Source organism: Anabaena sp. UHCC 0187, assembly GCF_009712035.1.
GTDB lineage: Bacteria > Cyanobacteriota > Cyanobacteriia > Cyanobacteriales > Nostocaceae > Dolichospermum.
Genome location: NZ_VILB01000014.1, coordinates 248,821 through 267,884 on the forward strand (window position 1 = coordinate 248,821; position 19,064 = coordinate 267,884).

Here is a 19,064-nt window from a genome sequence, read left to right on the forward strand (position 1 = left end):
AATTAATAATTTTGCACTTAAAACAGTTTTTATGTACTTAGACATACTATTGATTCCTCTTTGCGCCTCTGCGCCTCTGCGTGAGACAAAAAAAATGGAAATTACCGATTATATCGTTCAAAGACCTAACCCTGTTATCCCAAAAAACCGAGAATTCAGCCCAATTCAGCCCGAAAAAGCTCCACCGACTCCTCTAGAAACAAATCCACCTACCCTGCAACCTGGGGAAATATCACCACAGATTCCCGGTACAATTCGCGTAGAAGGCTTTGAATTTGTGGGAAATACTGCATTTAGCGATCGCCAACTTGCAGAAGTCACCAAGCCCTTTACAGCCAGGGAAATCACCTTTGCGGAACTCATCGCAGTAGAGACAGCAGTAACGCAAAAATATGTAGAAGCTGGATATATTAATTCTGGTGCAGTGATTTCCGCAAACCAAACCTTTCCTAGAAGCGGAGGAGTGGTAAAAATTCAGATTATTGAAGGGGAATTAACAGAAATTCAGATCATTGGTAATCATCGCCTCAATGCTAATTATGTGCGATCGCGTTTAGAAATTGCCACCAAAAAACCCCTCAACCGCAACAAATTATTAGAAGCCTTACAAATACTACAACTAAACCCCCTCATTGCAAATATTTCCGCCGAACTCCAAGCAGGAAGCCGTCCCCAACAAAGCCGCTTACAAGTGCGAGTCAAAGAAGCAGATACAGTTAGTGGTGAAATATTTACTGATAACAATCGTTCTCCCAGCGTGGGTAGTCTCCGCAGGGGGATTAAAATTAATCAAAGCAATTTACTGGGTTGGGGTGATGGATTAGAGTTATCTTATGCCAACAGTGATGGAAGTAATGCCTTTGATGCTAATTATACTTTACCCATCAATGCCCACAACGGCACAATTGAATTTACAGCAGGTGTAACTAATACTAACGTGATTGAACAGCCATTCAATCGCCTAGATATTGCGGGAAAATCACGCACTTATGAACTCACCTATCGTCAACCCATTCTTCAAAAGCCAAATCAAGAATTAGCTTTAGGGCTGACTTTTTCCCGACAAGAAAGCGCAACTTCTCTATTAAATGAAGGATTTCCCCTGTCTCCTGGTGCGAATAATCAGGGAGAAACCAGCGTTTCCAGTTTGCGGTTTTTTCAAGAATATGTGCAACGGAGTCCTCGTCAAGTTTTAGCAGCGCGATCGCAATTTTCTTTAGGTACAGATATTTTTGGTGCTACAGTAAATAATAATGCACCAGATAGTCGTTTTTTCGCCTGGCGAGGACAAGGGCAATATGTGCGTTCATTAGCGCCAGAAACCTTGTTAATTCTGCGTTCAGATATTCAGATATCATCAGATTCATTATTATCCCTAGAACAAATAGGAATTGGTGGAATTAGAAGCGTGCGAGGCTATCGTCAAGATTTAATCTTAACAGATAATGGTGTCATTACTTCCGCAGAATTACGCCTGCCGATTTTGCGCGTACCAGAAATAAAAAGTGTTTTCCAAATTGCGCCCTTCATTGATTTTGGAGTCGGGTGGAACTATTCTGGAGAAAAACCCAATTCTCAATCAAATAGTTTATTAAGTACCGGTTTAGGATTAATCTGGCAAATGAGCGATAAATTAAATGCGCGTTTAGATTATGGTATGCCCCTAATTGATATAAAAACAAATAATCAAACCTTACAAGATCAAGGACTTTATTTTACTATTAATTATTTTCTTTTTTGAATTATGAAAATATTTTTTTCACGCAGAGGCGCAGAGTCACAGAGAGAAATTAAGAGTTTAGTTTTAATATGTAAAAAATCTTCCTTTGCGCCTTTGCTCCTTTGTATCTTTGCGCGAAACTTTATCCTTTTTCCCTTCCCAGCCTTAGCGCAAATCATCCCAGATAATAGTCTAGGTTCAGAAAAATCCCAAATTATCAATGATAATATTGCCGGGGGAGCAATTCGTGGTTCTAGCTTATTTCATAGTTTTCAAGAATTCAATGTTAGTGAAGCAAAAGCAGTTTATTTCACAAATCCCAATAATATCACCAATATCTTTACCCGCGTTACAGGTAGCAACCCTAGCAATATTTTGGGAACGTTAGGAGTTTTAGGAAATGCTAATTTATTCTTATTAAATCCCCAAGGGATTGTTTTTGGTAAAAATGCCCAATTAGATTTACGGGGTTCGTTTTTTGCTTCTACAGCCGACAGTGTGGTATTTAATAACGGTTTTGAATTTAGTAGTAGTAATCCTCAAGTACCTCTATTAACTGTAAATATGACCGTGGGGTTGAGATTTCGAGATCATCAGGGGACAATTATTAATCAATCGCAAGCTGTAGGAACATTAAATTTACCTCCATTACCTGAAACTATCCCTATAGATAATCATCTTGGTTTGGCTGTAGATGATGGTCAAGCCTTAGCGTTACTTGGTGGTAATATTCAACTTGATAATGGTAATTTAACTGCTAATAACGGACAAATTATTTTGGGTAGTGTGGCTAATTCCGGCTTAGTTAATTTCACTGTCAGTCCGCAAAATGTAACTGTAAATTATGATAATATTCAAAACTTTGGCAATATTGAAATAACCAATAATTCACTTATTAATACCAGCGGTATGGGTGGTGGTCAAATAAACTTACAAGGTGAAAATCTTCTTTTAAATAGTTCCCAAATTTTTGCCTTAACCCTAGGAAATTTAGCTGGAAAAGGCATAAATATCAATGCTCAACAATTTCGCTCTCAGGCAGGATCAAAAATATCCACTACCACCTATGGTGAGGGTGCGGGAGGGGCTATAAATATCCGCACTACGGACTCTGTAGAATTGAGTGGTGTAGGATTTCCTAGTCTGCAAAACTTGATAGCTACATATCTAATTACTGGGATAATAAACTCTTTTGATCTGCCCATTGTTTTGAGTAATAATACTTTTAATACAGGGACGGCTGGAGATATTACAATTGATACCGGAAATCTATTGTTAGAAAATGGAGCAGCGATAGGAGGAGGAACTTATAGCTCTCAAAATGGGGGAAAACTCAACATCCATGCCAAAGTTGTAGAATTAGTTAGTTCTGGGATTAATAGCGGTAATCTGCGCGGAAGTACCGGCACAGGAGGAGATATTTATATTAATTCACAACAGTTGATAGTGCGTGACGGTTCTAGTTTGGCTAGTTTAAATCGTGGTGAAGGAGCATCAGGAAATATCAATATTCAAGCCTCTGAATCCGTGGAAATACTGCGTACTCCCGCTGGAAGTGTGTCACAAACCCTGATTGGGACAACTTCTTTTGGTGCAACTGGCAAAGCTGGGGATATTACTATTGATACTAAACGATTACTGATTTCTGAAGGTGCGGGAATTACCTTAACCAGTGGTGTGGCCATTGGTAATGTTCTCCTGAATCCGACGGGGGGACTTGGGGGAAATTTAACCATTAAAGCGACGGAATCCGTAGAATTGAGCGGTGTTTCCGGGGTTTTAGCTAACGGGGGAAAGAGTGTGAGTTTTCTCAGTGCTGACACTTATACTAGCAGTCGTGGAGGTGATATTTACCTTTCTACACCCTTGCTGACTCTTGAGAATGGGGGGATAATTTCAGCGGCCTCTTTAGGTACAGGTGATGCCGGAAATATTACCATTGATGCTGGACGTGTCCAGCTTTTAGGGATTCAGAATCCAGGGGAATTAAATAGTAGAATCCAAGCTTCTGTGGGAATTGTCGGTGATTTCACTAATGCCAAGGCTACAGCAAATGCAGGTTCATTAAATCTCAATGTTCAGCAATTGCTTGTCCAAAATGAGTCCACAATTAATGTGCAGGGTTTAGGAACAGGGAAAGCTGGGAGTATTAATATTGTTGCTGATACAATCGCTCTTAATAATAAAGGTAGCATTAATGGCAGTACGGACGCAGGTGGTGGGGGAAACATTAACATCACAGCTAAAGATATACAATTACGTCGAGCCAGTACAATTACCACCGATGCTGGTAGTTCTGACGGTGGTAACATCAATATCAATAGTGACACCCTGTTAGCATTTCCCCAGGAAAATAGCGACATCACAGCCAATGCTCGCACAGCCCAAGGTGGTAAAGTTACGGTTAATGTTCCCTATATATTCGGTTTTACAGCGGTGAGTCGAGAACAAGTTAGAGAGCGTCTAGGGTTGACAGATGCCCAGTTTGCAGCTTTACAGGTCAGTCCCACATCTCTACTAAATACCAGTGACATCGCCGCTTTTTCCCAAGTATCAGGTGCTTCTTTACAAGGGGCTGTTACCTTTAGCACCTCTGGTGTGAATCCTGCCCAAGGGTTAGTAGAAATACCAGAAAATGTCGTTGATCCTAATACTTTAATTGCCGCTAATCCCTGCACAAGAGGGGCAGGAAGCGAATTTTCTATCACTGGACGGGGAGGAGTGCCACCAAGTCCCAGTGACGCTCTGAGCGGTAATTCTCAGCAGTTTGCTTGGGTAGAAGAGGCAGGGGTGCAGGGAGCAGGGAGCAGGGGGCAGGGGGAAATAATTACCAATTACCAATTACCAGTTCCAGTGAGGGGTTGGGTAATTAATGAACAGGGGGAAGTAACGCTTTTAGCTTATGAACCAACTGGGCAATTTTCTCAACGTTCTTGGCGACCTTTATCTAATTGTCAGCCACAATGAAGACATAAATATATTGATTATTTCTTTTTTCTTCTCATGTCTATCTAAAGAAATATCTATTCTTTAATGTTATTTGAACTTGGTTTTGTTGATATAGAATAGCGGCATCTTTAAAGCCCAATATAAATATGATTTCATCAACAATTGTCCAAAACATTGAAAAACATATTCCCATAGTGGGAGATGTGCATACCAAAAGTCCCATTGCTTATAAAGCAACTCGTCTCGCAGTTAGTACAGTTAACGCAGTGCAAATGGCAATAGCAGAGTCTTATATTAACGGATTAGAAGTACCAGATTCTGTATTGCGATCACTTTTTGATAGTTGTATGCCTGTCTTATTTAAGTATTTTCCCTCTCTGCTTGCACCCTACGAATGGGTATTAACAGAAACAGATAATACTGCCGAAGGTGCGCGGGATTTAATGAAGATTCAGTACGATTTGCCTCAAGTTATGCTGAATTCTATGTTAGGTGATGGCAAACTCATTTATCCTAAATACAGTATGGGATTGTGGGAAAAAGGAGCAGCTAATCTCGAAGAATCACAAATGCAAATGATTGATGATGTGATTGACAAATTAGAGATTAAAGATGGTGATCATATTTTAGATTTTGGCTGTGGTTGGGGTTGTGTAGCCAATTATATTCTTGCCAAATTCCCCAATGTCAAGTTTACAGGAATTAACTTGAGTCATCAACAATGTGAATATATGCGTCAGAAAATGCAAGATCCTGAAAGTTACCTTAGTTCTGGTCGTTTTACTCTCTATGAAGGAGATTTGAATGATGCAGAATTTGAGACAAAATTTGATAAAATTCTCTCAATTGGCGTTTTTTGTCATGTAGGTAATTTAACAAAAGCTTTCCAAAAGTTGGCATCTTTTCTCAAGGATAATGGGCGGGTTTTTATTCACATTATCACAGTCCGCACTCCTAATAATATCTCTAGTGTTTTTACTCACAAATACATTTTTCCCCATGGCCGTTACTGGAAATATGATGCAGTTCCCAGTCACAATCAAGACCTGAAAACTATTAAACAATGGTATCTCAATGGCTCTAATTACTCTAGAACTTTTGCTAGTTGGCTGAAAAATTTTGATGATTCTCAAGCGATAGTTAAAGATTTAGACTATGGGATTGACTATGCCAAATTTCGCCGTATCTGGCGGTTTTATTTGATTTGGTTTGTTGCTAATTTCGCAAGTTGTGACGGTGAATATAACGGTAATGGCCAATATTTAATGGTTCATGCCTAATCGTTAAACAACTAACTTCTAAATAAGCATAGGCTTACTGACAGTAGGGTGTATCAGCGATAAAGCAATACACCCTACAAAATAGAATGATTTATTGAAAATAGTGTAAAATAATCAAAAGCATTCAAGAGGTGAATCATGGTTCAAACCTTAACTAAACCAGTAACCTTTGACGAATTTATCCAATGGTATCCAGAAACAGGATTATGCTATGAATTATACAACGGAGTAATTATTGAAATGAACCCACCAGTAGGAGATCATGAATTAGTGATTGGTTGGTTAGTCCGTAAATTATCAGCGCAATTAGATAGACTTAACCTTCCCTACTTAATACCAAAAACAACATTTATCAAACCATCAAAATCTGAATCTGCTTATTCACCTGATATTTTATTACTAAATCCTGAAAACTTAGTTAATGAACCTTTGTGGAAAAAAGAATCAACCATTACTCAAGCAGCTTCAGTTCCTTTAGTCATAGAAATTGTCAGCAGTAATTGGCAAACAGATTATTCTACTAAAACAAATGATTATGAATCAATGGGTATTCCTGAATATTGGATAGTTGATTATGCTGCTTTCGGTGGGAGAAGATTTATCGGTAATCCTAAACAACCTACTATCTCAGTTTATTCTTTAATTGATGAAGAATATCAAGTTAATCAATTTAGAGGTGATGATTTGATCATATCTCCACTTTTTCCCGATTTAAACTTAACTATTGCTCAAATTTTACAAATAATATAACTATGGTGATTCAGATTTATTAATGAAATTTACCCAATCCTTTATAAAATCCACTTTATTATTTTTTCTCTCTTTGTTATTAATAATTGGCATTACCCCTGTAATGGCTCAAATCCAACAACCACAAACAATTATTCAACAAGCTCAGATTCTTTATAATGCGGGAAAATTTCCAGAAGTTATCCCTTTATTACAACAAGCTGCAACCACATTTAAGACTCAAGGAGATTTCTTAAATCAAGGCATGGTATTGAGTAATCTAGCTGCAACCTTCGGACAATTAGGACAATGGGAACAAGCAGAACAAAATATCAATTCTAGTCTTTCTCTCCTCAAATCCCAAAGTCCAACTTCCCAACAACAGCGCATACTTGCCCAAACTCTCGATATTCAAGGACAATTACAACTAGAACGGGGAAATATTCAAGATGCTTTAGATACTTGGATTCTATCAGCTAAAATCTACAAACAGCTAGAATTAAAAGACAAACTTACCCAAAATCAAATTAACCAAAGTCTAGCTTTACAGTCATTAGGATTATATCCCAGAGCTTGCCAAACACTTTTACTATCTTTAAATTTAGAAACAGCAACCTGTGAAGTTGATTCTACAAAATTAGCAACTGGGAAAAATCAATCATTCTCTTTACAGAATATACAATCTATCAATGCTTTAGGTCATGTTCTGCGAGTTTTAGGACAGTTAAATGAGTCTCAAGAAATTTTAACTTTAGGTTTACAAGCTGCTGAAAAATTAAATCTTCCTCAAATCCAAGCTGAAATTTATGTAAATATTGGCAATACAAACCGCGCTTTTGCTAATCAACCTGGTTTAACTAAACAACAAAAAAATCAATATCAAGAAAATGCTCTTGCGGCTTATATTAATTCTGCTCAATTAGCAACTCACCAAAATACTAAAATTCAAGCTTTATTAAATCGTCTCAGTTTATTGACAGATTTACAAAAATGGCAAGAAGCACAAACTTTATGGTTAACATTAAAACCGCAAATTAATCAGATTTCTCAGAATCAAACGGGAATTTATGCTCAAATTAATCTAGTTGAAAGTTTAATTAAATTAGCAATACATTCTTCAGAATCATTTACAGAAATTGAGCAAATTCTCAACCGTGCTTATCAACAGGCACAAAGTTTAGGAACTCCCCGCACTCAAGCTTATGTATTACTCACCCAAGGTAGATTATCTGAACTGCAAAAACAATGGATAAAAGCGGAAAATTATACAACTCAAGCATTGAACTTAGTCCCATCTTTTGAATATCCTGATATTGCTTATCAATTACATTGGCAATTAGGACGAATTCAAGAACTACAGAAAAATACTGAAGCAGCAATTTCTCAATATACTCAATCTATTAAAATTCTCGGTTCTTTGCGTGGTGATTTGGTGACAGTTAACCCCGAAGTGCAATTTTCTTTTCGGGAAAGTGTTGAACCAATTTATCGGGAGTTAGTTGGATTGTTGTTGCAAGAAGAAACTCCCAGTCAAGCTAAATTGCAACAAGCTCGGCAAATAATTGAATCTTTGCAATTAGCAGAATTAGATAACTTTTTCCGTGATGCTTGTGCAGATATTAAACCGAAATTAATTGATGAAATTGATCCCACTGCGGCTGTTATTTATCCGATTATTTTAAATGACAGACTAGAAGTTATTCTCTCTATTCCTGGTAAACCCTTACGTAAATACACAACTAATCAACCCCAAGTAGAATTAAAAACTATCATCAAGCAAGCCCGAATTTCCCTGAGACGGACGGCTTTCCCCCAAGAGCGATTACCAATACTTCAAAAACTCTACAATTGGCTAATTCGTCCCGCTGAGGCTGATTTAACCGCCAATGGTATCAAAACTTTGGTGTTTGTCCTCGATGGTGCTTTGCAAAGTTTACCCATGGCCACGCTCTATGATGGTCAACAATATCTGCTGGAAAAATATAGCATAGCCTTGACTCCCGGACTCCAACTTCTCGAACCTAAACCCCTCACCCAAGTTAAGCTCAAAGCCTTAATTGCGGCACTGACAGAAGCACGTCAGGGTTTTCCCGCTTTACCAGATGTGGCTACTGAAGTTCAGCAGATTTCATCAGCAGTACCCACAAATACACTTTTAAATCAGCAGTTTATAGTTGAGTCCCTCCAAAAGCAAATCAAAGCCGCATCTTTTCCCATTGTTCATTTAGCTACTCATGGTCAATTTAGTTCTAATGCCGCAGACACCTTTATTTTGACTTGGAATGACCGACTAAATGTCAAAGAATTAGATCAATTACTGAGAGAATCCCGCAGCGATAACCAAAAACGTCCCATTGAGTTATTAGTTCTCAGTGCCTGTGAAACCGCTGCCGGTGATGAACGGGCGGCTTTAGGCTTGGCAGGTATAGCAATTCGTTCGGGCGCTCGCAGCACTGTAGGGACTCTTTGGCAAGTGAATGACGAATCAACCTCTATTCTGATTAGTGAATTTTACCGGCAATTGGCTAAATCTAGAGTTAGTAAAGCCGAAGCCCTTCGCAATGCTCAACTATTACTCTTGAAAAATCGCCAATTTCAGAATCCCTATTTTTGGTCTGCCTTTGTCTTGGTAGGCAATTGGCAATAAACATTATACCTACTTGTGGGATGGGCTTCTAGCCCGTCCAGGTTTAAGGGCAGGCAAGATGCCTACCCCACAATAATTAATGGGATATTTTTTGATTAAAAGTCCTCTTTTTAAAGTTATTGTGAATTTTCAATAGGGGGTATTTTATTTTCTACGACTTTTCAGTATAATCACACTAGTTGTGAGAAAAATCAAAATTAATTTATCTCTGTAATCTGTATAAAGTCAAAAAAAATTCATCTTGCACTCCTGCAAATTCTAGTCAATCAATGCTTTATCAGTAAATACCGATAATATTCGGTTCAGAAAAAACACTTAGAAATTAGCAATTGTCATCCCGGAAATACAGTAAATATTCCTTGTTTCTAAGATTAGTCACTTTCACTCCGACATTATGAATATGCAAAAATTATCTCGTTCTTTATTATCTTTGCTCTTTACCGGACTGGTATTACTACCATTAGTCCCAGCCCAAGCTGTCACCTTTAAAGCTAAAGGTAGTCCCCAGAAAACCGCAGGGGGAGCAACTAGGGGAGTTTGTCAGCATCTTGGGACTTCATCCCCCCAACCAATTTTGACTGCTTTGATTCCAGCCACAGAAAAGGAGTTAACAGTTGCAGCTTATCCCACTGTGCTAGTCAAGATATCTGAACCAGGGACTCAGAAAGCTGAGTTAACTTTATGGGACCAAGAAGGCAACGGAATTTATCAAACTATTGTGGATTTGACAGCTACTCCGGGAATTACTAGCTTTAAAATTCCTCAAGCGGCTGGGGCTTTGGCCGTTGGTCAGCAGTATAAATGGAATCTGGCTTTGATTTGTGATCCAGCAGAACGACAACGAGATATTGTTTTGGAAGGCAGATTGGAACGTGTCGAACTTAGTTCTACCCTCAATAGTAGTTTAGCAACTGCCAGCCCTTTGGAAAAAGCTAAACTTTATGCTCAAAATGGTCTGTGGTATGACACTGTAGCCACATTAGCTGATTTAAAGCGATCGCTTCCCCAAAATAGCCAAATTGGCGCAGAATGGCACGAACTTCTTCAGTCTGTTGGTTTAACTGAACTAAGCCAAGTTCCTGTAGTTGATTGCTGTCAGCAGCCCAAAAATTAAAAATCCGCTGCTGTGATTAAACTCAAACAGTTCCTCAATAACTGGCGAGCAGTATTGGTAATAACTCCATCAGTAGCGGGTTTTATCATTGTCATGCGGGTTTTGGGGTTGTTTCAGATGATAGATTGGGCAGCACTTGACCAATTTTTTCAACTGCGTCCCCCAGAACCTCCAGACTCCCGGATTGTGGTAGTTACTATTGATGAAGCCACAATTAGAAAAGTTGGACAATGGCCAATTCCCGATGCTGTCCTGGCGAAAATGCTCGATAAAATCCGCCAACAAAAACCTGTGGCTATTGGTTTGGATTTATATCGAGATTTACCTGTACAACCTGGTCATCAACAACTCATTAAAATCCTCAAATCTACACCCAATCTCATTGGGGTACAAAAGGTGGTAGGAGATGGATTTGGACCGGAAATAAATCCCCATCCCATCTTAAGTAAACTTGATCAAATAGCTGCTTCCGATTTGTTATTAGATGCTGATGGTAAAGTCCGTCGGGGTCTAATTTCTCTTGAGCCGAAATCCGGTGAGGAAGTCTTGAGTTTGGCAGCAAAACTATCTTTAATGTATTTAGAAAATAAAGGTATTGAGTTAAAAGAATTAGATGCCCAAAAACGTCATTATCAATTAGGAAAAGCTACTTTTATTCCTTTTGAAAAAAATGATGGTGGTTATATTCGCACCGATGATCGAGGTTATCAGATTTTACTAAATTTTCGAGGCACACAAGACCACTTTCAAAAATATTCAATTATGCAAGTGGTGAATGGTGAAGTCCCTGCAAATTGGGGAAAAGATCGGATTATTTTAATTGGTGCAACTGCGGAAAGTCTGCATGATGATTTTTTCACTCCTTACAGTAGTTCTTTGAGCGCTTTTCCGGAAAGAATGCCTGGGGTAGTTATTCATGCTAATGTTGTGAGTCAAATGTTGAGTGCTGCACTGGACGGAAGACCCATGATGCGAGGTACTTCGGAAGCAATACAATGGCTATGGATTATTTTTTGGTCTTTTGTTGGTGCTATTCTCGGCTGGACATTACGTTCTCAAAAATTTATTTATAAAAATATTTCCTATAAAGAAACAATATTAAGTTTAATCGTGGCTGGCAGTAGTTTAATTTTAGGTTCTTACCTGGTTTTTCTGCAAGGTTGGTGGATTCCTGTAGTTCCACCGCTGTTAGGTTTAGGAGGATCGGCGATCGCTATTGCTATCTATACTACCAGTTTAGAACGTCAAGACCGATACACTCTCATGGCATTATTTAAACAGCAGGTGACATCTGAAGTTGCTGATCAAATCTGGACATCTCGCCATAATTTACTGCAAAAAGGGTCAGTTATTGGGCGAGAAATGACAGCAAGCGTACTATTTTCAGACTTAGAAGGTTTTACCTCTATTTCCACAACCATGACTCCTACGGCACTAATGTCATGGCTGAATGAATATATGCAAGCAATGGCTGATATCGTTCTCGAATACAACGGTATGGTAAATAAATTTATTGGTGATGCGGTAATGGCGCTGTTTGGTGTGCCAATTGAACGCACAAACTTGGTAGAAATCGCCATTGATGCTGAAAACGCGGTTGGTTGTGCTTTAGCAATGGCAGATAAATTGCGATCGCTTAATCAACAGTGGCAGTTATCAGGTAATCCCACTGTTACCATTCGCATTGGTATTGCCACAGGAACAGTAGTTACTGGGATGTTAGGCAATGCCCAAAGAGCCGAATATACAGCCCTGGGAGACACGGTAAATGTAGCATCTAGATTAGAAAGTTATGATAAATCTTTAAATTGTGGACTTTGCCGAATTCTCATTAGTGAAGAAACTTATCAACATATTAAAGATAAGTTTCCTACCCAATTTATCGGCAGCATTAAGCTAAAAGGACGGGATGAATTAACTCAAATCTATCAAGTTTTATCTTAAGCCGTCTTCACAAACACAGAACCAGCTTCAATCTTAGCCTGGTAAGTTTTCAGTGGTTTTTTAGCTGGCCTTTGTTGTACCTTACCATCACGAGCAAATTCTGCACTATGACAGGGACAGATAAATTTACTTTGTTTTGCTTTCCATGCAACGGTACAACCTTCATGAGTACAGGTAGGATTAACCGCAATTAAGTTTTTGGCCGCTTTGGATGTGCCAACTACCAATACTGCGCCAATTGGCGAATTTTCTGCCAATAGTTGACCAGTTTTATCTAACTCTGCCACAGTACCCACCTTTTGCCAGCCCTTAGTAGCAGCATTAGATGTAGAAGTAGCTGATGCGTTTGTTTCCGGAGAACAAGCAGCAAGTGCGACAGGGAGAGAACTAGCTAAACAACCCAATCCTACCCAATTGATAAACTCACGACGTTTCATATTTGCTTTTAATTAATGTCTGATCTAACATCTCAAGGCACAGTATCTGCGCCCCTACAATAAGATATCACTGCTTTCTAACTTAGTTTCATCTAAACTTTCCTTAACCCTGCGGATGGGTAAATTAGCGATTAAAGCCGTTGTCCGTTGGCTGCTTTCTAGGGAGAATTCCAAACCATCTGTTTCTATTTCCACATAGCGACAAACAATAGCCAGGATTTCCTGACGCATTTTTTCTAAGGTTTGGGGGTCTAAGTCCGCACGATCATGGGAGATAACCACTTGCAGACGACGTTTAACATCATCGCGGCTGTTATCGGGACTACGAGCAAAAAGTTTTTCTAAAATTTCAAGAATCATTGCGGGTATGTGTCAGGCACAAGAAACTGGGAAGTTAATTAAACAATCTTTGACCACAACATCTTTCTTAAGCGGGAGAAGATGTTTTTATTAGATGAGTCAAGCTCAAGAAATTCGACAGTTTCCCCTTCCAATCTCCGAGCAATGTTCTCAAAAGCTGTGGCAGCTAAAGAGGGAGTGTCTGATAATACTAAAGGTTCGCCACGGTTGGTAGAGACAATCACACGCTCATCATCGGGGATTACTCCAATTATGGGGATGGCGAGAAGTTCCTGAACATCCTGTACAGACATCATATCATTTGCCTGTACCATTGCTGGTCTAATTCTGTTAACTATTAAGTTAATCTTTTTTACACCTTGGGCTTCGAGTAATCCCACTACCCGATCAGCATCACGGACTGCGGAAATTTCGGGAGTGGTAACAATCAGGGCTTCTTTGGCTGGTGCAGTCGCATTTTTAAACCCCATTTCAATCCCCGCAGGGCAGTCAATCATCACATACTGATACTTTTGCGCTAGGGCATTTACCAGTAACTTCATTTGATCTGGTGTTACCGATTCTTTATTTCGATGTTGGGTAGCTGGAAGCAGTACCAAATTAGGTTGTCGCTTATCTTTCACCAAGGCTTGTTCTAAACGACACTCCCTAGCTAGAACTTCCACTGCTGTATAAACAATGCGATTTTCTAGCCCCAGGAGTAAATCTAAATTTCTCAAGCCAAAATCGGCATCAATTAAGGCTACTTGCTTGCCTATTTTGGCTAAGGCCATCCCTAAATTAGCTGAAACTGTGGTTTTACCCACTCCCCCTTTACCGGAGGTAATGACAATAATACGAGTCATGATAATGCTGTATGAGACTTGAGGGAACAACAATAAAATATTTAAAGCTATTGATTGATTCTAATTCAGTCATCGTCACAGAATTAATTACTATAGATTCTTTGTTACCCAAGAACTTCAGATCAGATTTTGTGTAATTAATTGCGTCCGACTACTTAATTGACTACGAGAAAAATCAGCGGCTTTAACAATGCGAATTCCTTCGGTTGTAATATGTGCAACTTCAGGAAAAAAGTTGATTGGGGGCTTTTCTGGCGCTCTAGCGACAGCATCAGCAATTCGCAATTGGGTTGGTTCCATTTGCAAGGCCATGATCAGAGATTCCCGATTTCCACCGGCTCCAGCATGGGCAACTCCCCGCAATCGTCCCCAAATCAGAATATCCCCATCGGCAATGACGATACCACTAGGATTAATATCTCCCAAGATAATTACTGTACCGGGATGACGAATTTCCACACCGGATCTGACTGTCATTTGCAGATAGAGGGCATCTGCCAGGGGACTGGGGGTAGATTGAATATCACCGGAGAGGGATGTTTGGAGTTGGATTTGCTCTACGGAATAACCCAGGGTACAAGCAGCAATGGCCGTTTGTCTCCGACTGGTGGCTACGGATTTTAGTTGGATTTGGTATGTATTTAAAGTTTCTGCCAAATCTTGCAGTTGTCTGTTATCTAATAACCGATCTTTAGCTACCAGATGCAGGGCTGTATTTGGCTTCCGTAAGCGATCGCCTGCATTGAGACGCTGTTTCATTTGTTGCCAAATCTCCCACCAATTAAATTCTGATGGTGGTACTTGAGATTCAGTGGGCAAAATTAATAACAGTCGCTCTCCTTCAGTTTTTAACTGAACTTGAATATTATGATCTGGTAATTCTAAATCAGTATTTGGTAACTCAGATAAAATAAAACTAGATTCTCCAGAATCAGAAAGATTAGATTCTAAATTTTCCGCAGTAGAATTACCTTTTAAATAGGCAATCACAGAGTTTAACTCTGTATTGGGGATAATAGGATCAGATTCTACTTTATGATCAGCAGAGTCTATATTTATCTCGCCAGGGTTAGAATTAGTTACCTCTTGATCAACCTGCTCAGAAATTGACTCTGATTTAGGAAATTCAGAGTTTATTTGATCAGCTTGAGTAGCATCAGCAGCATCTACATTAGTTTGGACAGAATGAGAATTAGTTATCTCTTGATCAACCTGATCAGAAATTGATTCTGATTTAGGAAATTCAGAATTTATTTCATGAGGTTTAGCAGAATCAGAATTCATGCAGCACTAGCCAAAATACACCAACATTGAGATATTCATAAAAGTTGGATAATTGGCAATTGGTAATTGGTAATTGGTAAGACTCTTGCCTTTTGCCTTTTGCCTCTTGCCTTTCTTTTACATCTTCCCTATCAATCTTTGATAAACTGTCCCTAACGCATCAGCATTACCGACATTACCGGGAAACAATACCACTGGTAAATTAGGAAACAGGGGATGATCAGATGGTGTAATTACCATTGAACAACCTGCTAAAATTTGACCAAGTAACCGAGCGGAAGTTAAAGTCAGTCCCGTACTTAAAACATCGTTGGAAGTAATACCACCCTTACTGATTAGAAATCCCAGATCAGATGGTAAACCCTGGACAATATCCATAAGTAAAGCGGAAACTGTGCTGCCAAAATCTAACCTAGTTTTGACATCTTTAAAAGCCAATTCCTGACGGCTAGTATAAACTACTGGAGTTTTACCAGCATTATGTACTACTTTGACATTTTCGAGAATCTCGGTTAGCAGTTTAGCAGATTCATTTACCCCATTCTCAAGTAATCTGCCGACATTAACTTCTATACCTACTGTTCCCTCAACTTGTAACAGTGATTCTAACTGTTGAGTTGTCTTTTTGACGTGAGAACCCACAATGATTGCACCGGGTTTACCACCACGCACGTATTCTGCCATATTTTCAGCAGCAATGGGTTGGGGAGGTAAGGCAGCCAAAGCTGTTAAAATACTAGCAGCAGACCGGAATAAAAAGCGTTTTCCCTGACTTGCGGCTGTTAATAAATCTACAGCAAAGGTGTTGAGATCCTCCTGATTTTCCCCGTCTACGACACCACACTGATTATTCTCAAGTTGCAATAAGCTTTCTAAACTACCAGCACGGATATCTGCAAGTAAAAATCTAGTCACGGTATCTTCTTTGATCCGGCCTTTGGTTTTTTCTTCTACATACTTGGGCAGGTAGCTATAATTGTAACCAAAGACGGAATCACGGGCAAATTCTGTTTCATGTACGGGAGTGGGAACACCATCAATAATTAGATAGTGAATGCTATCGCGGGTAATTCTCCCTCCTTCAAAAAATGCGGGAACGAGAAAATGAGCATCAAAAGGACCGAGTTCTTCGGTAATCACATCAGTTTCGATGGGATAATGTCCCCGTAAGGTGGAGTCAGAACGACTAACTACGAGAAAATCGCCGATTTTTTCGGCTGCTAATGCGAGTTTAAGGTTATGACAAACTTCTCTAGTTACAGATGCGGCTGCTTCTGGGGTGAGGGAACGAGTATTTGTTAAAATAAAGAAAATGGGAGCATCATCTTTTAGTCCTAAACGTAAAGTTTCTACATCCCAGCGCATTAATAATAAACAACTGTGGACGGTTTGCGAACCGGTGGGATCATCATCAAGGACAATTATTTTGGGTTGGTTATTCATAATTTATTTTTTTACACTTTTGTGAGTTTTCTGAGTTCTGCTTGCACATCTAAGGCAATCTGTAATGATTGATTCAGAAGTTGAGCATATTCACTAGCTTGATTACTAATTTGTAAGTTTTGCAGGTTGGCTAAATTATTTACCACTAAATCCTGGTTATTAGCAAGCAGTTTTTTATTATCGCGCAAAATCCGCTCACTTTTTAAGGCGCGGACTAAATCTTCTCTAATTAGTTGCAATGCAGATATTACCTGTTCTCTGTCGCTAATGCTACTTTTGGCGTTACCAGAGTTAGTAAGTTGATCATTAATATCTATAGCTTGAACGACTTGATGATATTTTTCCACTTCGTCTAACAGGGTTGTGAGTGCGTGGGGACAGGTTTTTTTTCGCCAGAGCGATCGCCCGACAACCACCGCAACGGGTACAATAATGAGTAGAATCACCCCCAGTTTATTGGAAGATCCCAACGTGGGTAAAATGATAAAAGCATAAATAGTACCAACTATAATCGGTGTCAGCGCCAAAGCTACCAAAGCTTCATTGAGAAAAAAGCCAAGTCGCTTTTCTTTGTCTGCCATGATTGAGGGACGAAAAACGTCTTCAGGATCAAATCCAGTTAAGCGTCTTAGTTCCCCTTTGCTGATTTCTAAACCTACTAAATCTGGCTGCACTCGGTAGATACTCCTTGAGAAAGGGTGAGTTAAGTATCTATTTTAGTTGATCTACAAGATCCCCGACTTCTTTGAGAAGTCGGGGATCTAAATTCAAATATGATAGCTATATTCACGGAAACCAGTTTTCAGGATTTGTGCCAAAGAAGCAATGGATCTTACCTATTCTTCCAGCCTGTAAATCCTTAAATCCTGGATATCCTGATAGCGTTCGCGGTAGCGGGTATGACTCCTACGTCGTCACGCAAGCTATAGCCATTTCAGACAAAATAAATTATGTGCTATGATCAAGTGCATATAATTGTTCATAGTTTGACATTTTTAATTAAGTAGGGAATATGAGGTATTGATGAAAACCACATTAACCAGCTTATCATCTTCTCTCTACAACCAAGATTTTCATCTTTGGGTAAAATCAACAATTGAAATATTACAACAAAAAAGATTTGCAGAATTAGATATTGAAAATTTAATTTCTGAAATAGAAAGCATGGGAAATAATGATAAAAAATCAGTTAAAAGTAACTTGAGAATTTTATTAATGCACTTGTTAGAATGGCAATATCAACCAGAAAAACGGACAAATAGCTGGCGCACAACCATTAAAGAACATCGTCACCGTTTGGAAGATGATTTTGCCGATAGTCCAAGTTTAAAGAATTACTTTTTAGAAGTGTTTAATGAATGTTATCAAAAAGCTAGAGATTTAGCAGCCTCAGAAACAGGTTTATCTATATCTGTTTTTCCTGTGGAATGTCCTTTTGATGCTAATTTAGTTCTCAAGTCTGATTTTTTACCAGAATAGGGGAATTAATGGTTATGATTAGCCCCTTACCTCTTCAACCCCCCCTGATATTCACAGCGAAAACCCTTTTGTTCCCATACTGGCATATCAACATCAACTAACTTAATAATATGTGGACATTGGGTCTGAATAAATTGACTTAAAACCGCCCAGCCTAAACTGCGGATAATATCTAAAATAGTTTTATACCAATATTCCCGATTAGCAGGAACGCCTTTTTCCTTCACCACTTCCGATTCTACCCAAATCCCATGAGAACCTAAGATAATTTGCGCCATTAACTTAGCTCGGAAAGTATGCGTGCCAGAAGTAATTAATTTTACCTTGTGTACCCCCCAACTTTGTAAAATAGGTGTTCCATAGTAAAAATTATCAAAAGTAGAATTAGCGCAATTTTCTAAATTGACTTGCTGAAAATCTACACCTTCCCGCTGAAAAATTAGCCAAATACAAGGATCTTGAGAACCGCGAGAAATTAAAATGGGGATGTACGGAGACTGTTTTGCTAATTGAGCAACATGAATTTCCCGACGAATACTACCACCCAGCACAAAAAAGCCATCTACTGGCTGTAAGCAAGCAAAAACTAAGGTTATACTGGTAATAACCAGCCAGCTAATTAGGAGTATTCTTAAACCCCACCATAATTTTTGTAACAATCGCCACGATTTATTAAATTTACCCGGAAAGTGAATTAATAAATTGATGTTAAATTTAGGAAACATAAAGAACTAATAAAAGTTTAATTATCTATTGATGGAAATCACAGCTACTCAGCTAAGAAAGTGCTATCTTAAAGAAGATAATTGAGCATTTATCAATAACACTGATAC

Annotated in this window: 15 protein-coding genes; 8 read left to right on the forward strand and 7 right to left on the reverse strand. The window is 38.9% G+C overall.

The annotated features are described in order from the left end of the window. Window positions 1–94 precede the first annotated feature (94 nt). The 7 genes from FJR11_RS17635 (at window position 95) to FJR11_RS17665 (ending at window position 12,383) form a co-directional block, all read left to right on the forward strand. On the forward strand, window positions 95–1,741 hold the full coding sequence (locus FJR11_RS17635) for a ShlB/FhaC/HecB family hemolysin secretion/activation protein (RefSeq protein ID WP_168505996.1): 1,647 nt from the start codon (window positions 95–97) through the stop codon (window positions 1,739–1,741). Between the two features lie 3 nt (window positions 1,742–1,744). Further along, window positions 1,745–4,687, forward strand: a complete 2,943-nt coding sequence (locus FJR11_RS17640; RefSeq protein ID WP_254444776.1) for a filamentous hemagglutinin N-terminal domain-containing protein — start codon at window positions 1,745–1,747, stop codon at window positions 4,685–4,687. Window positions 4,688–4,815: 128 nt separating this feature from the next. Next, window positions 4,816–5,949, forward strand: a complete 1,134-nt coding sequence (locus FJR11_RS17645; protein ID WP_168505998.1) for a cyclopropane-fatty-acyl-phospholipid synthase family protein — start codon at window positions 4,816–4,818, stop codon at window positions 5,947–5,949. A gap of 138 nt (window positions 5,950–6,087) precedes the next feature. After that, a complete protein-coding gene (locus FJR11_RS17650; RefSeq protein ID WP_168506000.1) occupies window positions 6,088–6,699 on the forward strand; it encodes a Uma2 family endonuclease in 612 nt (203 codons plus the stop codon). A 103-nt stretch (window positions 6,700–6,802) separates the two neighbouring features. Further along, complete coding sequence (locus tag FJR11_RS17655) at window positions 6,803–9,325, forward strand: CHAT domain-containing protein (RefSeq protein WP_254444777.1); 2,523 nt, start codon at window positions 6,803–6,805, stop codon at window positions 9,323–9,325. Between the two features lie 400 nt (window positions 9,326–9,725). Then, window positions 9,726–10,439: a DUF928 domain-containing protein gene (locus tag FJR11_RS17660; RefSeq protein ID WP_254444778.1), complete on the forward strand. Its 714-nt coding sequence runs from the start codon at window positions 9,726–9,728 to the stop codon at window positions 10,437–10,439. A 12-nt stretch (window positions 10,440–10,451) separates the two neighbouring features. Next, a complete protein-coding gene (locus FJR11_RS17665; protein WP_371417574.1) occupies window positions 10,452–12,383 on the forward strand; it encodes a CHASE2 domain-containing protein in 1,932 nt (643 codons plus the stop codon). On the opposite strand, the gene FJR11_RS17670 is transcribed toward FJR11_RS17665, so the two are convergent. From FJR11_RS17670 to FJR11_RS17695, 6 genes are all read right to left on the reverse strand, one after another. Next, window positions 12,380–12,820, reverse strand: coding sequence for a ubiquinol-cytochrome c reductase iron-sulfur subunit (locus FJR11_RS17670; RefSeq protein ID WP_168506006.1), 441 nt, complete (start codon window positions 12,818–12,820; stop codon window positions 12,380–12,382). The two genes, FJR11_RS17665 and FJR11_RS17670, sit on opposite strands and share 4 nt — an antisense overlap. Window positions 12,821–12,874: 54 nt before the next feature. Further along, window positions 12,875–13,180 carry a cell division topological specificity factor MinE gene (gene minE / locus FJR11_RS17675; RefSeq protein ID WP_168506008.1) on the reverse strand — a complete coding sequence of 102 codons (306 nt, stop codon included), beginning with the start codon at window positions 13,178–13,180 and terminating at the stop codon, window positions 12,875–12,877. Window positions 13,181–13,218: 38 nt separating this feature from the next. After that, window positions 13,219–14,025, reverse strand: a complete 807-nt coding sequence (minD, locus tag FJR11_RS17680) for a septum site-determining protein MinD (RefSeq protein WP_168506010.1) — start codon at window positions 14,023–14,025, stop codon at window positions 13,219–13,221. Between the two features lie 117 nt (window positions 14,026–14,142). Continuing rightward, window positions 14,143–15,309 (reverse strand): septum site-determining protein MinC, encoded by a 1,167-nt coding sequence (gene minC / locus FJR11_RS17685; RefSeq protein WP_174763104.1) that lies wholly within the window; start codon window positions 15,307–15,309, stop codon window positions 14,143–14,145. A 117-nt stretch (window positions 15,310–15,426) separates the two neighbouring features. Next, window positions 15,427–16,752: a four-carbon acid sugar kinase family protein gene (locus FJR11_RS17690; protein WP_168506012.1), complete on the reverse strand. Its 1,326-nt coding sequence runs from the start codon at window positions 16,750–16,752 to the stop codon at window positions 15,427–15,429. Between the two features lie 11 nt (window positions 16,753–16,763). Further along, window positions 16,764–17,426, reverse strand: a complete 663-nt coding sequence (locus FJR11_RS17695; RefSeq protein WP_168506013.1) for a hypothetical protein — start codon at window positions 17,424–17,426, stop codon at window positions 16,764–16,766. Window positions 17,427–17,775: 349 nt separating this feature from the next. On the opposite strand from FJR11_RS17695, the gene FJR11_RS17700 reads away from it, so the two are divergent. Next, the gene (locus FJR11_RS17700) at window positions 17,776–18,231 is read left to right on the forward strand and encodes a DUF29 domain-containing protein (protein WP_168506015.1); all 456 of its coding nucleotides are present in this window, start codon (window positions 17,776–17,778) and stop codon (window positions 18,229–18,231) included. 26 nt (window positions 18,232–18,257) lie between these two features. On the opposite strand, the gene FJR11_RS17705 is transcribed toward FJR11_RS17700, so the two are convergent. Further along, window positions 18,258–18,956: a YdcF family protein gene (locus FJR11_RS17705; protein WP_168506017.1), complete on the reverse strand. Its 699-nt coding sequence runs from the start codon at window positions 18,954–18,956 to the stop codon at window positions 18,258–18,260. Window positions 18,957–19,064 lie beyond the last annotated feature (108 nt).

What these genes read in the sequence shown, in the direction of transcription:
- FJR11_RS17645 (WP_168505998.1), top strand. Translation starts at nt 4,816, where the DNA reads ATGATTTCATCAACAATTGTCCAAAACATTGAAAAACATATTCCCATA.
- minC (WP_174763104.1), bottom strand. Translation starts at nt 15,309, where the DNA reads ATGAATTCTGATTCTGCTAAACCTCATGAAATAAATTCTGAATTTCCT.
- FJR11_RS17705 (WP_168506017.1), bottom strand. Translation starts at nt 18,956, where the DNA reads ATGTTTCCTAAATTTAACATCAATTTATTAATTCACTTTCCGGGTAAA.
- FJR11_RS17655 (WP_254444777.1), top strand. Translation starts at nt 6,803, where the DNA reads ATGGCTCAAATCCAACAACCACAAACAATTATTCAACAAGCTCAGATT.
- minD (WP_168506010.1), bottom strand. Translation starts at nt 14,025, where the DNA reads ATGACTCGTATTATTGTCATTACCTCCGGTAAAGGGGGAGTGGGTAAA.
- FJR11_RS17670 (WP_168506006.1), bottom strand. Translation starts at nt 12,820, where the DNA reads ATGAAACGTCGTGAGTTTATCAATTGGGTAGGATTGGGTTGTTTAGCT.
- minE (WP_168506008.1), bottom strand. Translation starts at nt 13,180, where the DNA reads ATGATTCTTGAAATTTTAGAAAAACTTTTTGCTCGTAGTCCCGATAAC.
- FJR11_RS17635 (WP_168505996.1), top strand. Translation starts at nt 95, where the DNA reads ATGGAAATTACCGATTATATCGTTCAAAGACCTAACCCTGTTATCCCA.
- FJR11_RS17640 (WP_254444776.1), top strand. Translation starts at nt 1,745, where the DNA reads ATGAAAATATTTTTTTCACGCAGAGGCGCAGAGTCACAGAGAGAAATT.
- FJR11_RS17700 (WP_168506015.1), top strand. Translation starts at nt 17,776, where the DNA reads ATGAAAACCACATTAACCAGCTTATCATCTTCTCTCTACAACCAAGAT.
- FJR11_RS17650 (WP_168506000.1), top strand. Translation starts at nt 6,088, where the DNA reads ATGGTTCAAACCTTAACTAAACCAGTAACCTTTGACGAATTTATCCAA.
- FJR11_RS17660 (WP_254444778.1), top strand. Translation starts at nt 9,726, where the DNA reads ATGCAAAAATTATCTCGTTCTTTATTATCTTTGCTCTTTACCGGACTG.
- FJR11_RS17690 (WP_168506012.1), bottom strand. Translation starts at nt 16,752, where the DNA reads ATGAATAACCAACCCAAAATAATTGTCCTTGATGATGATCCCACCGGT.